Annotated in this window: 9 protein-coding genes; 8 read left to right on the top strand and 1 reads right to left on the bottom strand. The window is 59.7% G+C overall.

Going from position 1 to position 14,353, the window contains the following annotated elements:
* Positions 1-2 precede the first annotated feature (2 nt).
* The 7 genes from BFC21_RS15075 (at position 3) to garD (ending at position 11,555) form a co-directional block, all read left to right on the top strand.
* Positions 3-578 (top strand): TerD family protein, encoded by a 576-nt coding sequence (locus tag BFC21_RS15075; RefSeq protein WP_016783512.1) that lies wholly within the window; start codon positions 3-5, stop codon positions 576-578.
* Between the two features lie 39 nt (positions 579-617).
* Complete coding sequence (locus BFC21_RS15070; protein ID WP_016783511.1) at positions 618-1,196, top strand: TerD family protein; 579 nt, start codon at positions 618-620, stop codon at positions 1,194-1,196.
* Between the two features lie 386 nt (positions 1,197-1,582).
* Positions 1,583-6,295: an AAA domain-containing protein gene (locus BFC21_RS15065; RefSeq protein WP_120266310.1), complete on the top strand. Its 4,713-nt coding sequence runs from the start codon at positions 1,583-1,585 to the stop codon at positions 6,293-6,295.
* A 174-nt stretch (positions 6,296-6,469) separates the two neighbouring features.
* Entirely contained in the window at positions 6,470-7,219 is a 750-nt protein-coding gene (locus BFC21_RS15060; protein ID WP_037001762.1) for a FadR/GntR family transcriptional regulator, read from the top strand.
* A gap of 354 nt (positions 7,220-7,573) precedes the next feature.
* Complete coding sequence (gene kdgD / locus BFC21_RS15055; protein ID WP_016783508.1) at positions 7,574-8,485, top strand: 5-dehydro-4-deoxyglucarate dehydratase; 912 nt, start codon at positions 7,574-7,576, stop codon at positions 8,483-8,485.
* Positions 8,486-8,634: 149 nt separating this feature from the next.
* Positions 8,635-9,990 (top strand): MFS transporter, encoded by a 1,356-nt coding sequence (locus tag BFC21_RS15050; protein WP_088378231.1) that lies wholly within the window; start codon positions 8,635-8,637, stop codon positions 9,988-9,990.
* Positions 9,991-10,001: 11 nt separating this feature from the next.
* Positions 10,002-11,555, top strand: coding sequence for a galactarate dehydratase (gene garD / locus BFC21_RS15045; protein ID WP_088378230.1), 1,554 nt, complete (start codon positions 10,002-10,004; stop codon positions 11,553-11,555).
* 116 nt (positions 11,556-11,671) lie between these two features.
* On the opposite strand, the gene BFC21_RS15035 is transcribed toward garD, so the two are convergent.
* On the bottom strand, positions 11,672-13,072 hold the full coding sequence (locus tag BFC21_RS15035; protein ID WP_177342590.1) for a metallophosphoesterase family protein: 1,401 nt from the start codon (positions 13,070-13,072) through the stop codon (positions 11,672-11,674).
* A 352-nt stretch (positions 13,073-13,424) separates the two neighbouring features.
* Here BFC21_RS15035 and BFC21_RS15025 point away from each other — a divergent pair, with 352 nt between their 5' ends.
* Positions 13,425-14,336, top strand: a complete 912-nt coding sequence (locus BFC21_RS15025; RefSeq protein WP_088378229.1) for a TauD/TfdA family dioxygenase — start codon at positions 13,425-13,427, stop codon at positions 14,334-14,336.
* Positions 14,337-14,353: the final 17 nt, after the last annotated feature.

Here is a 14,353-nt window from a genome sequence, read left to right as displayed (position 1 = left end):
ACATGGCACTTTCCCTTTCCAAAGGCGGCAACCTGTCCCTGTCCAAAGAAGCCCCCGGGATGACTAAAGTCCTCGTGGGTCTGGGTTGGGATGCTCGCTCCACCGATGGTCAAGACTTCGACCTGGATGCGAGCGCTTTCTTGCTCAAGGCTGACGGTAAAGTTCGCGCTGACTCCGATTTCATTTTTTACAACCAGCTCAAAAGCGTTGACGGCTCGGTTGAGCACACGGGCGATAACCGTACCGGTGAAGGCGACGGCGATGACGAGGCGATCAAGGTCGACCTGTCCAAGGTACCTGCCGACATCGACCGCATCGCCTTTACCGTGACCATTCACGAGGCTGACGCTCGCCGTCAAAACTTCGGTCAGGTGCGCAATGCCTTCATCCGCATTGTGAACCAGGACAACAACAGCGAAGTGGCGCGTTATGACCTGGCAGAAGACGCCAGCACTGAAACCGCGATGATCTTTGCCGAGCTGTATCGCAATGGCGCCGAGTGGAAGTTCCGCGCGGTGGGCCAGGGCTTTGCTGGCGGCCTCAAGCCATTGGCGGAAAGCTACGGTCTGAAATTCTGATCTGTACCCCATCAACTTTTCATATAAGGGTTCACGAACATGGCAGTAAGTCTGAGTAAGGGCGGCAACGTCTCCCTGACCAAAGAAGCACCGGGCCTGACCGAAGTGGTTGTAGGCCTGGGCTGGGACCCACGGGTGACTGACGGCCAGGAGTTCGACCTGGACGCCTCGGTGTTTATCGTTGGCGAGAACGGCAAAGTGCTGAATGACGGCAGCTTTGTGTTCTACAACAACAAGACTTCGCCGGACGGCCACGTTGTGCACCAGGGCGACAACCGCTCGGGCGCGGGTGATGGTGACGACGAGCAAGTGAACGTCAACCTGTCGGGTCTGTCGCAAGAAGCCAAGAAACTGGCGTTTGCGGTGACCATTCACGAAGCGGATGCCCGCAAGCAAAACTTCGGTCAGGTATCCAACGCCTACATCCGTGTTCTGAACAAGGCTGACGGTAAAGAGCTGGCACGCTTTGACCTGAGCGAAGACGCTTCGACCGAAACCGCGATGGTGTTCGGCGAGCTGTATCGCAATGGCGAAGAGTGGAAGTTCAAGGCAATCGGCCAGGGCTTTGCCGGTGGCCTGGCGCCATTGGCGTCGAACTTTGGCGTTAACCTGGGCTAACCCCCAGCGTTAAACAAAAGGCCCTCCCCGGTAACGGGGAGGGCCTTTTTTTTGTGCAAAAACCCTGTAGCAGTTGCCGAGCAACGCGAGGCTACGTTCGGCGGCGAAGCCGTCGTGAAGTCGGACATTGCGATGCGGCAGGCGTATTGAGTCGTCAGGTTTTGCAGCTTCAACTACCTGCGCTTGAGCGGGTGAGTGCGAGGGCGAGCGCAAAGCGTTGGGAAATAACCGGACCGTCTTTTATCGCGGGACGTTTTTACGAAATGATGTATCTGAATACCTCCAGAACCTCTGTATCGTATCGGCCATTGTAGGAATTTTCGCTTTTACTTGGCGCTCCCGGCTCTTATCGAAGTGCCCCTTTATCGAAGTGGTTCAGCTTACCCATGGAAACAGTACGTGCCCGTCTCGCCGGCCTGATCGAATTTGTTAAACAGACCGCGCTGATGCAAAAGCGACCGGCGTTAACCCTCAGCCAGCACAACGCTTTCAGTGCCAGTGAAGAAAAACTGCGGGCATTGCCCGGCGTCAGCCTGGATCTGCACAACGGTGAGGAAGACGAAGTCTGGCTGCAGCTTGAACGCTTGCATGAGACCAAACCGCCAGCCCCGCTCAGTCCGTTGCTGGCGTTGTGGATCGAGCTCAAGGGCACGCCGCAGACCGAGCCGGTGCTCAAGGTGCGTCTGGCACGGGAGGTCCTGATCAACAGCACGGCGATCTCCGAGGACGAGCGCTCACGCTTGATGCCTGTGGCCCTGCAGATCGGTGAAGATGTCGACGTCGAAGAATGGGTCAATCTGGAAGACTGCCTGGACGCCGGTGAGATCCGTGCGCAGTTCAAGTCCTACAGTCAAACGGCTTGGCGGCTGTGGGCCGCGGAAGAAAAACAACGTCGCAAAAGCATCGAGCTGTATGCCGAGCTGTTTATGCTGGTGCAACAGATGCAGGGCAACTTGGGCGATGCGCAGCTGGAACTGGTGTGGGGGCTGGGCGTTTCGACGTGGGAGCACCCCGTAGTCGGTGTCATCCATTACCCGTTAATCAGTCAGTTGGTGGAGATTGCCATCAACCCTGACAGCATGGCCATTGAAGTGCGCCCGCGCGCTGCCGAGCCACGGCTGGAAGTGGATGCCTATGTGGCGGCCGATATTGCCGGTGTCGGGCCCTTGGCGACCCTGGCCAAGGATTTTTTCAAACAGGATCAGGCCGGTATCAGCCCGTTCAACGCCGCCAGTTACGAACCGGTGATACGGTCGGCGTCGACCTTGCTTGATGCCCATGGTCAGTTTTTGCCGGTGACGCTGGCCGAAGGTGATCGTTCAGTCCCCAAGGCTGCCGAGTTCTTGTGCGTCACCGATACCTGGTGCCTGTTTGCCCGCAACCGCGACAGCAATATGTTTATTGAGGACCTGGGTCGTTTTGAAGGCGGGATCGAGGAGGCCGGTGAGTTGCCAGCAGCCTTGCGGGCCATTCTCACCGAACCGTCCAGTGTGCTGGAAGACGTAGCCCTGCCACCGTTCCGTGGTTTGTCCTACGTCAGTGGTTCCCAAGGCGGCGATGCGCCGGCGGCTAAGGTTCACGAGCTGTACTTCCCCAAGCCGTACAACGACGAGCAGGTGCAAATCATCCAGTTGCTGGAAGTGCATGACGGGGTAGTGGTGCAAGGCCCGCCCGGCACTGGCAAGACCCACACCATCGCCAACGTCATCAGCCATTACCTGGCCAATGGCAAGCGGGTGCTGGTGACGTCGATGAAAGACCCGGCCCTGGCGGTGCTGCAGGAAAAACTCCCGGAAGCCATACGTCCGCTGGCGATCAGTTTGCTGAGCAGCGAAGCGGATGGCATGAAGCAGTTTGAATTCGCCATTCAAAAGATTTCAGCCGAAGTACAGCGCATCGATAGAGCGCTGTATAAGCGCGAAATTGGCCAGATTGACGACGAAATCAACACCCTTCATGGGCAGATGGTCAGCGTCGACCGTGAGATCACCCATTGGGCCGAGCGCAATCTGTCGGACCTGGAGATCGACGGTGAGCGCTTGAGCCCCACCCATGCGGCCCTGCAAGTGGCGGCGGCGCAAGCCGAAATCAGCAACTTTGCCGACCTGATCGGCGTGGGTGAAGAGCATCGCCCGCGCTTCACCTTGCAAGACATCATCGCCTTGCGCGAAGCCCGGCTTGAACTCAAGGAGTCGCTGGCCTATCTGGGCCAGAAACTGCCGCAACTGGCCGACTTCCCGGACGCGCAGACACTGATTCAGGTGCATCAGGATCTGGCTCAGGAAAGCCAGTTGCAGCTCAAGGAAAGCACTGGCGAAGTGCCGCGTCTGCTGGATAACAGCGCCCGGACCCTGGAGCAGGCCCAGGCGCTGGTCGAGCATTTGGGCCACCTGCAAGCCTTGCGCACGCAGATCAACACCTCGGCCCACAGCTGGGCCGCGCCCATGCAGGCGTGCCTGATGCGTGGCGGCAACGCTGATGTGCTGGCGCTGTTTGCCAGCCTCAAGGGCGAGATCGAAGAGGCGCTGGCCGGGCGCAAGGCCTTTGTGGCCCGACCGGTAAGCCTGTCGTTCGAGTTGCATGCGCAACCCGAGGTGGTGGCTGCTATCGATAACCTGGCCGAAGGGCGACGCCCGTTCGGCTTGTCCGGCCTGATTGGCAAGGGCACGCAAAAACAGCTGCTGGACACCATTGTGGTGCTGGGCAGCAAGCCGCAAAGCGACCAGGACTGGCAGCATGTACAAGCCTTTGTGCGCTTCCAGCAACACAGCCGCACCTTGCTGCTGCGATGGAATGCACTGGCGGCCGAAATACCCTTGCCGACCCTGGAAACCGACGCCGATCAACTGATGGCGGCGGCCCGGGCGATCGAGCAATTCGACGCGATTGTGCTTGCCGAGCAAGGTGAAATCCGTGCCTGCAGCGAGCTTAAACAGTTGCTCCCGGACTGGGCCGATGTCAGCCAGTTGCGCAGCAACGCCACGGTATTGGCCGAGGCCGAAAGTATCCTGCGGCATTACCTGATGCGTCATCGTCTGGCCGCCACCTGGGCGATCAAGGAAACCTTCAACACAGCGCTGGCCGGTTGCGGTGGTGAGATCAGTGAGCGGTTGCAAGGCTTTCTGGATTTGAGTCTTGGCCAGCCGCAGGTCGATATAGCATCACTGCAAAGCCAATGGTCCGGGCTGATGGACGAGTTGCGCCGGGTGATGGCCCTGGCCACTGCCCTTGAGACCGTACAGCGGGTCACCGACCTGATCGCGCAAAGTGGCGGTCTGCTCTGGGCGGCCCGTTTGCGTGAAGAACCGGGCATCGGGCCGGTCGACGGCCTGCTCCCGGATAACTGCCTGGACGTGTGGCGCCTGAGCCGTCTGGCCCGTTATCTCGACAGCATCGACGGGCGCGAAGACCTCAAGCGATTGTTCAAGCTGCGCGGCGAACTGGAACTGAGCCTGTCGCGGCTTTATCAGGATGCGGTGGTCAAGCGAACCTGGCTGCGCCTGTCGGAAAACGCCACGCCAAGTGTCAGGGCCGCCCTTGAGCTGTACCGCACCGCGATTCGCAAGATCGGCAAGGGCACCGGCGTGCGCGCCGGGCGTTATCGTCAGGATGCGCGACTGGCGGCCGATGTGGCGATTTCGGCAATCCCGTGCTGGATCATGCCGCATTACCGTATTTGCGAGAGCCTGCCTGCGCAGTACGGGGCCTTTGACCTGGTGATTATCGACGAAGCGTCACAGTCGGACCTCAGTGCATTGCCGGCCTTGCTGCGGGCGAAAAAAGTGCTGGTGGTGGGCGATGACAAACAAGTGTCGCCCGACGGTATCGGCATGGAAGAAGAGCGCGTGCAGAACATGATGGCGCGTTTTCTGGGCAACCAGGTGGGCCTGTATCGGCCCTTGATGTCGCCCGAGCGTTCGCTGTACGACCTGTTCAAAGTGGTATTTGCCAAGAGCGGCACCATGCTGCGCGAGCACTTCCGCTGTGTGGCGCCGATCATCGAATACTCCAAGCGCGAGTTCTACAACCACGAGCTCAAACCGCTGCGCCTGCCAATGCTGACCGAGCGTCTTGATCCGCCGCTGGTGGACCTGCTGGTCATGGACGGGGAGAAGAAAGGCAAGTTCAACCTCGGCGAAGCCCATGTGATCGTCGAGGAAATCCGCCGCCTGATTGCCCTGCCGCAGATTGCCGGGCGCAGCATCGGGGTGGTCTCGCTGCTGGGCGCCGAGCAAGCGCAAAAGATCATGCAGATGCTGACCAAAGAGCTGGGAGAGGAGATCATCACCCAGTTCCAGATCAGTTGTGGGGATGCCCGCACGTTCCAGGGCAAGGAGCGCGACATCATGTTCCTGAGCATGGTGGCTTCTCCCGGCGATTGCTTTGCCAACAGCCGCGACTCGATAGCCCAGCGCTTTAACGTGGCCGCTTCGCGGGCGCGGGATCGCATGTACCTGGTGCGCAGTGTCGAGTTGACCGACCTCAGCCCTGTGGACAGTTTGCGTCGCGGCCTGATCGAGCATTTCGAGACCCCCTTTACCCAGGATGCTGCCCAGGTCAGTGACCTGCGCGAGTTGTGCGAATCCGGCTTTGAGCGGGAGATGTACGATGAATTGACCCAACGTGGCTATCGGGTCATTCCCCAGGTGGGCGTAGGGGCCTATCGCATCGACATGGTGGTCGAGGGCGATAACGACAGCCGCCTGGCCATCGAATGTGACGGTGACCGCTTCCACGGCCCGGATCGCTGGGCCAGTGACATGCGCCGCCAGCGCATTCTGGAACGGGCGGGATGGCGTTTCTGGCGCTGCTTTGCATCGGCCTTTACCCTTGATCGCCAGCAGATCATTACTGATTTGTTGGCTACCTTGACGGCAATGAACATCGAGCCTGCCAGCGGCGAAGGCGCGGCGCCGAGCATTCATGTGGAGCGGCGTCAGGTGTATGGTTTTGCGCGCGCCGGGGCCGTTGATCAAGAGGGCCGTGTGCGGCCCTATGACGAGCGGCCGGCCAAGGATCCGTTTTTGTTTTGGGTCCCGGATGACAGCTTTGCGCTGAGCGATATTGAAGCCGACCAGTCCTCACCGCAGACCGTCTGACCATCGCACGCCGACCAATCCCTTCAGGTTTTGGTCGGCATATGTCAACAGGTGATCGTACAACCACCTTGAGCTATGATGCGTGCATACGGGGGCGAGATAGTGCAGCACTCAGGTCCGCTGCTTTTAGGGTCAAAGCCTCCGATCCTTTTGATATTGAGAAAAATGTTCACCATGGAAAACCACAACGACGTACCCCGCCTCCCTCGCAAGCGCCGCAGCCTGGCGCAAGAGTTGGTGACGGTGCTGTCCGAGCAGATCCGCGACGGTATGCTCAAGCGCGGCGACAAGTTGCCCACCGAGTCGGCGATCATGGAGGCCCATGGCGTGAGCCGCACGGTGGTACGCGAGGCGATTTCCCGACTGCAGGCCGCAGGGCAAGTCGAGACGCGGCACGGCATCGGCACGTTTGTGCTGGATACACCGAGCCCGAGCGGTTTTCGCATCGACCCGGCAACCGTTGTCACCTTGCGCGATGTGCTGGCGATTCTTGAGTTGCGTATCAGCCTGGAAGTTGAGTCTGCCGGGCTGGCAGCGCAGCGGCGCAGTGCCGAACAACTGGCTGCAATGCGTGCCGCACTGGATGCCCTGAACGAAAACACTGCGCGTAATGGCGATGCAGTGGCTTCGGACTTTCAGTTCCATTTGCAGATTGCGCTGTCGACCGGCAACCGCTACTTCACGGACATCATGACTCACCTGGGCACCAGCATCATCCCGCGAACCCGGCTTAACTCGGCGCGACTGGCCCATGATGACCAGCAGCAGTACATGAACCGCTTGAACCGCGAGCACGAAGAAATCTACCAGGCCATTGCCCGCCAGGATTCGGAAGCGGCGCGTGCGGCCATGCGCCTGCACCTGACCAACAGCCGCGAACGCCTGCGCCATGCCCACGAAGAAGCAGAGGCGCAGCGCGGGTAGGGCGCCCTCCATCTGTGGGAGCGGGCTTGCCCGCGATCGTATCGACGCGCATTGCCTGACAGACCGCGGCGTTTGCATCGCGAGCAAGCCCGCTCCCACAGGGTACTGCGGCGTAAGATGAGCTGTTCTACGACAACCTGCCACTCACTCAAAATTTAATTTCAACTTCACCACACTCCACAAAAGCCCGTACTAGACGGGCTTTTTCGTTTTTGTCGAAGCTGAAATGCCCCCGAGCAGCCACGATTTCAACAAATGAGATTGACGTTCCTTTGTTAAGTTGTACGATGACGTACGACGTAACGAAGCGCTAACGCATTTCTCATCACAACGTGCTCCCAGGGTGTTCGAATAATGAATCCACAAGAACTGAAGTCCATCCTCTCTTCCGGTCTGTTGTCCTTTCCGATAACCGACTTCAATGCCCAAGGTGACTTTCACCGCGAGGGTTACATCAAGCGTCTGGAATGGCTGGCCCCGTATGGTGCTTCGGCCTTGTTCGCAGCCGGTGGCACGGGTGAGTTTTTCTCCCTGGCCGCCAGCGAATACTCACAAGTGATCAAGACCGCAGTCGATACCTGCGCCACCAGCGTGCCGATCCTGGCTGGTGTCGGCGGTTCGACCCGCCAGGCCATCGAATACGCTCAAGAAGCCGAGCGCCTGGGCGCCAAAGGCCTGTTGCTGTTGCCGCATTACCTCACCGAAGCCAGCCAGGACGGTGTTGCCGCCCACGTTGAGGCGGTGTGCAAGTCGGTAAAAATCGGTGTGATCGTCTACAACCGCAACGTCTGCCGCCTGACCGCGCCGCTGCTGGAGCGTCTGGCCGAGCGCTGCCCCAACCTGATCGGCTACAAGGATGGCCTGGGTGATATCGAGTTGATGGTGTCGATCCGTCGCCGCCTCGGTGATCGCTTCAGCTACCTGGGCGGCCTGCCGACTGCCGAAGTCTATGCCGCAGCCTATAAGGCGCTGGGCGTGCCGGTGTACTCCTCGGCGGTGTTCAACTTTATCCCGAAAACCGCGATGGAGTTCTACCGCGCCGTGGCCCGTGACGATCACGGCACGATCGGCAAGATCATCGACGACTTCTTCCTGCCATACCTGGATATCCGCAACCGCAAGGCCGGTTACGCGGTGAGTATCGTCAAGGCCGGTGCCACTATTTCCGGCTACAGCGCAGGCCCGGTACGTACCCCGCTGACCGACCTGCTGCCCGACGAGTATGAAGCGCTGGCCGCCCTGATCGACAAGCAAGGCCCGCAGTAAGCAATGACCAAGCCGCTGAGTAATCAGCGGCTTTTTACGTAAAGGAATACGATCGGTGGCTCACGCAGCTCCCACATAAGTTCCACCCGTCAGCAACAGCCAAAACAGATTCACCCGCGCATAAAAATAATCAGTGGGAGTAGTACTACATGCAAGCGACCAAGCCGACGCATGTCCGTTATTTGATTTTGCTCATGCTTTTTCTGGTGACCACGATCAATTATGCCGACCGTGCCACAATCGCCATCGCAGGCTCCAGCCTGCAAAAAGACCTCGGCATCGACGCCGTGACCCTGGGCTATATCTTCTCCGCATTTGGCTGGGCCTATGTGGCCGGGCAAATCCCCGGCGGCTGGCTGCTCGACCGTTTCGGCTCGAAAAAAGTCTATGCCCTGAGTATCTTCACCTGGTCCCTGTTCACCGTGCTGCAAGGCTTTGTCGGTGAGTTCGGCATGTCCACGGCCGTGGTGGCGCTATTCATGCTGCGTTTTCTGGTGGGGCTGGCCGAAGCGCCTTCCTTTCCCGGCAACGCCCGCATCGTGGCCGCCTGGTTCCCTACTGCCGAACGTGGCACGGCATCAGCGATTTTCAACTCGGCGCAATATTTCGCCACCGTGCTGTTCGCACCGCTGATGGGCTGGATCGTTTATTCCTACGGTTGGGAGCATGTCTTTATCGTGATGGGCGTGTTTGGCATCGTCTTCTCGGGCATCTGGCTCAAGGTGATCTACAGCCCGCGTGAGCACCCGCGCATCAACGAAGCGGAGTTCAAGCACATCGCCGACAACGGCGGCATGGTCGACATGGACCAAAAAGGTAAAAAGGCCGACGGCCCCAAGTGGGACTACATACGCCAGTTGCTGACCAATCGCATGATGCTCGGTGTTTACCTGGGGCAGTACTGCATCAATGGCATCACCTATTTCTTTCTGACCTGGTTCCCGGTGTATCTGGTGCAGGATCGCGGCATGACGATCCTCAAGGCCGGTTTTATTGCCTCATTGCCAGCGGTCTGCGGGTTTATCGGCGGGGTGCTGGGCGGGGTCATTTCCGATTACCTGCTGCGCAAGGGCCACTCCCTGACCTTTGCCCGCAAGGCACCAATCATCGCGGGCTTGCTGGTATCGAGCAGTATCGTGGCCTGCAACTATGTGGACATCGAATGGATGGTGGTGGGCTTTATGGCCCTGGCCTTCTTCGGCAAGGGCGTGGGCGCACTGGGCTGGGCTGTGGTTTCCGATACTTCGCCCAAGCAGATTGCGGGCCTGAGCGGTGGCCTGTTCAATACCTTCGGTAACATCGCCTCCATCACCACCCCGATCGTCATCGGCTACATCATCAGTGCCACTGGCTCGTTCAAATGGGCACTGGTGTTTGTCGGTTGCAACGCACTGGTGGCGGTCTTCAGTTATCTGGTGATCGTCGGCCCGATCAAACGTGTGGTACTCAAAGAGCCACCGACCAGCGACCCGAAAATCGCTGACATTTTACCTGTCCATAGTTGAGGAGCGGCGTCATGACGTTGATTGAACATTCCGATTCGCCGCGCTCGATCCGCCTGCACCCGCGGGATAACGTCGCGGTGGTGGTCAACGACCAGGGCGTACCGGCGGGCACTGTGTTTGCCGACGGGCTGGTGACGGTGGATTTTGTTCCCCAGAGCCACAAGGTCACGCTGGCCGCCATTGCCGAAGGCGGCGAGGTGATCCGCTACGGCCAGGTGATCGGCTACGCGTTGCAAGCCATTGCGCAGGGCAGTTGGGTCAATGAGGACCAGCTGCGCATGCCCACCGCGCCGCCCCTCGACAGCCTGCCACTGGCCACCGATGTTCCTGCGCCGCAAGCGCCACTTGAGGGCTATACCTTCGAGGGCTATCGCAACGCCGATGGCACGGTCGGGACGCGCAATATCCTCGGCATCACCACCACCGTGCAGTGTGTGACCGGCGTGCTGGACCATGCGGTCAAGCGCATCAAGGACGAGTTGTTGCCTCGTTACCCCCATGTCGATGATGTGGTGGCCCTGACCCACAGCTACGGCTGCGGCGTGGCGATCAGCGCCACCGATGCCTATATCCCGATCCGCACCGTGCGCAACCTGGCGCGTAACCCCAACCTGGGAGGCGAAGCGCTGGTGATCAGCCTGGGCTGCGAAAAACTCCAGGCCGGGCAGGTGATGCACGACAACGACCGCTCGGTGGACTTGAGCGAGCCGTGGCTGTACCGCCTGCAGGACGCCAGCCACGGCTTTACCGAGATGGTCGAACAGATCATGGCGCTGGCCGAGGTGCGTTTGAAAAAACTCGATCAACGTCGCCGGGAAACCGTGCCGGCGAGCGAGCTGATTTTGGGCATGCAGTGCGGTGGCAGCGATGCGTTCTCCGGCATCACGGCTAACCCGGCGTTGGGCTATGCCTCGGACTTGCTGTTGCGAGCGGGGGCGACGGTGCTGTTTTCCGAAGTCACCGAGGTGCGTGATGCCATCTACTTGCTGACTTCCCGTGCTGCCAACGAAACCGTCGCCCGTGAACTGGTGCGCGAAATGGACTGGTACGACCGTTACCTGGCCAAGGGTGAGGCGGATCGCAGTGCCAACACCACACCGGGCAACAAGAAAGGCGGGTTGTCGAATATTGTCGAAAAGTCCCTGGGCTCCATCGTCAAATCCGGCAGCAGCGCAATCAGTGGCGTGCTGGGGCCTGGCGAACGGGTCAAGGGCAAGGGCCTGATTTTTTGTGCCACGCCTGCCAGCGATTTTGTGTGCGGCACATTGCAATTGGCGGCCGGGATGAACCTGCATGTGTTCACCACCGGGCGCGGTACGCCGTATGGGTTGGCGATGGCTCCTGTGGTGAAGGTCTCGACCCGTACCGAACTGGCCCGACGCTGGCCGGACCTGATCGATATCGACGCCGGACGTATTGCCACTGGGCGCGCGACCATTGAGGAGCTGGGCTGGGAGCTGTTCCAGTACTACCTGGACGTGGCCAGTGGCAAACAACAGACCTGGGCCGAGCAGCACAAACTGCACAACGACATCACCCTGTTTAACCCGGCGCCGATTACCTGATCAACCAGGCCCCAGCTACTCATTGTGGGAGCGGGCTTGCTCGCGATGCAGACGATGCGGTTAATCCGTTACACCGAGTCGATCTTATCGCGAGCAAGCCCGCTCCCACAGGCGGGTTATTTAGCCCTTGAGCTGCAGGCAAAACCATCAGGGCCTGCCGTTTGCGTGCAGGCCCGTTCGGCGGGCAGGTTTTTCACCGGCTCGCGCAGGTGGTTGCGGTTTTTGCCGTCGCGCTCCAGGTCAAACGCGTCATACAGCTTGCCGGCCGCGGTGTAGCTGCGCACCTTGAGCCTTGAATCCTGCACGTCGACGGTCTGGTACAGCTGGGTTTCTTCAGCGCTACGGTCCGGCTGTTGATGCGCCCGGTCATTGAGGTCATACATCTTCGACCCCGCCACCGACACCATATACACCGGGCCCTGAACCTTGCCGCCCACCCGTGCGGCTTTGGCCGCAACGCGCCCGGCCTCGTTAGTCACGCGGCTATAACAGTGGTCATGGCCCTGCAGCACCAGGTCCACGGCGTAGCGCTCGAACAGCGGCTTCCAGGCGGTTTTCAAAGGCTCGGTATCTTCAGGGCGGGCGCAGGTAAAGACAGGCTGGTGAGTGACCACGATATTCCAGCGAGCGGGGCTGGTTTTCAGGCTCTGCTCAAGCCAGCGGGTCTGTTGATCAAGAGTGCCCATATCGAGCGCCGAGGTGCCATCAAGGACAATAAAGCGCACGCCCTGATAGTCGACAAAATACGTGGTGTCCTTCACCCCTTCGACGCCGTTTTGCGGCAGGGCGAACTGGCGGCTCCAGTGCGGCCCCAGGGTGCGGGTTTCGCTGCCGTCGGGGTTGAGACCGTCGAGGTATTCGTGGTTACCGGCGGCCAGTACCTGGGGGATCATCGCGTAGTTGAACCCGCCTGCCTGGTTCCATTCACCCCATTGGTCGTCGTGTACCAGGTCTTCGCGTTGCGACACCAGGTCACCGGCATGCACGATCAATGCGGGGTTGGCCACGCTCTGCAAGGCCTGGCGAATGCTGCGTGAGGCCAGTGACAGAATGTCGTTCTGCACGTCGCCCATGTAGATAAAGTTGAACGGCTTGAAGCCCTCGGCCGCAGTGTGGAACTGCAACCATTCGCTCCAGCCGTCGCTGCCCTTGACCCGGTAGACATAGGCGGTGCCCGGCTGCAAATCGTGCAGGCGCACCTGATGGAACAGCGCCGCGCCATTCTCGTTGTCCAGGCTGATGCTGGTGCCTTCGACCTCATGCGCCGCCTTGGCCAATTGCGGGCCATCGAGGGCCGGAGCCAGTTGCAACTGGCTGGCCTGCTGGCGGGTATCGGTGCGGAATGTAACGGCCATTTCCCGAGCCGGATCGGCCCCGGGGGTCAGCACGATACGGTCGGCCAGGCCTGTGGCGGCATAAGGCGCGCCGGGGGAGTGGGGCAGTGGCGCGGCAGGCTCTGCCGAGGCGCTGTTGATCACGGAAAAAAGCGCGAGGGCCAGTAATGTGGGGCGAATCATGGGGACTCCTGGAAGGCTGAATGCCCGTCAAGGAAACAAAGCCCCATGACACCGGGATGACGGCGGGGGTCGATTCGGCTCAGGCAAACCCTGCCTTGCGCCCGGGGCCCGGGCACAAGCGGTGCAGACCTTGGGGCAAGGGGGGGTCGTATCAGATCAGCCGATCTCACAGCCAAATGATTGAAGTGGTTATGACCTTACAACTAAATAACTTAGAACTTTTTAGTGGCCTGTAAACAGCCTGACTTCTATAAAAGTGCTCGTCTATCGTTAGACTAAAAAGTGATTGGCTGTCCGAGTTTTTATGCCTTTATGATCTGTTCACAACAACTCGTGAAGCAGGAGTGGGGCGATGACTATTCAAGTAAGACCCGTAGCGGGTCGAATTGGTGCACAACTTGAAGGCGTGAAACTGGGCGGTGATATCAGCGCCGAAGCATTCGAGTTTATTCATCAGGCCTTGTTGAAATATAAAGTGCTGTTCTTTCGCGACCAGCATTTAAGCGACGCCGAGCACGAAGCCTTCTCCCGCCGCTTCGGCGACCAGGTGCCCCACCCGACCGTACGTTCTGCCGAGCAAAGCGCCGCCATCCTGCACCTCGACGCCAAGGAAACCCGTGCCAACTCCTGGCACACGGATGTGACCTTTGTAGCCAATTACCCAAAAATCTCCATCTTGCGCGGTGTGGTCATCCCACCTTATGGCGGCGATACCGTGTGGGCCAATACGGCCTCGGCTTATAACGATTTACCCGAGCCGTTAAAACAACTTGCGGACAACTTGCGCGCCCTGCACACCAATGTTTATGACTATGCGACGCCTCGCGGTACCGATGAGTCCGGCCTTAAGCGTTATCGCGAACAGTTCACCGCCCAAGTGTATGAAACCGAACATCCCCTTGTTCGCGTTCACCCGGAGTCGGGCGAAAGAAGTTTGCTCCTGGGCCATTTTGTCAAAGAGATTCAGGGCGTCAGCAGCAACGATTCCAAACAACTGATCCGCCTGTTCCATGACCGTATTACCCATGTCGACAACACCGTGCGCTGGCGCTGGCAGGAAGGCGATGTGGTGATCTGGGACAACCGCGCCACCCAGCATATTGCGATCAACGACTACGGCGATGCCCCGCGCATCGTGCGGCGCACCACCATCGACGGCGATGTGCCAGTGGGGGTGGATGGCCGCCTGAGCCAGGCGCTCAAGCCGACCCCGGACACTCGCTCGCCGAAAACCGAAGCCGACAAAAAACACCTCGCCGCCTGACGGGCCGCGCCTTATTG

It is taken from the genome of Pseudomonas sp. TMW 2.1634 (assembly GCF_001703595.1).
GTDB lineage: Bacteria > Pseudomonadota > Gammaproteobacteria > Pseudomonadales > Pseudomonadaceae > Aquipseudomonas > Aquipseudomonas fragi.
The sequence above is the reverse complement of the archived record's forward strand: the minus strand, read 5'-3'. Positions and strand labels throughout refer to the sequence as shown.

What these genes read in the sequence shown, in the direction of transcription:
- BFC21_RS15075 (WP_016783512.1), top strand. Translation starts at nt 3, where the DNA reads ATGGCACTTTCCCTTTCCAAAGGCGGCAACCTGTCCCTGTCCAAAGAA.
- BFC21_RS15070 (WP_016783511.1), top strand. Translation starts at nt 618, where the DNA reads ATGGCAGTAAGTCTGAGTAAGGGCGGCAACGTCTCCCTGACCAAAGAA.
- BFC21_RS15065 (WP_120266310.1), top strand. Translation starts at nt 1,583, where the DNA reads ATGGAAACAGTACGTGCCCGTCTCGCCGGCCTGATCGAATTTGTTAAA.
- BFC21_RS15060 (WP_037001762.1), top strand. Translation starts at nt 6,470, where the DNA reads ATGGAAAACCACAACGACGTACCCCGCCTCCCTCGCAAGCGCCGCAGC.
- kdgD (WP_016783508.1), top strand. Translation starts at nt 7,574, where the DNA reads ATGAATCCACAAGAACTGAAGTCCATCCTCTCTTCCGGTCTGTTGTCC.
- BFC21_RS15050 (WP_088378231.1), top strand. Translation starts at nt 8,635, where the DNA reads ATGCAAGCGACCAAGCCGACGCATGTCCGTTATTTGATTTTGCTCATG.
- garD (WP_088378230.1), top strand. Translation starts at nt 10,002, where the DNA reads ATGACGTTGATTGAACATTCCGATTCGCCGCGCTCGATCCGCCTGCAC.
- BFC21_RS15035 (WP_177342590.1), bottom strand. Translation starts at nt 13,072, where the DNA reads ATGATTCGCCCCACATTACTGGCCCTCGCGCTTTTTTCCGTGATCAAC.
- BFC21_RS15025 (WP_088378229.1), top strand. Translation starts at nt 13,425, where the DNA reads ATGACTATTCAAGTAAGACCCGTAGCGGGTCGAATTGGTGCACAACTT.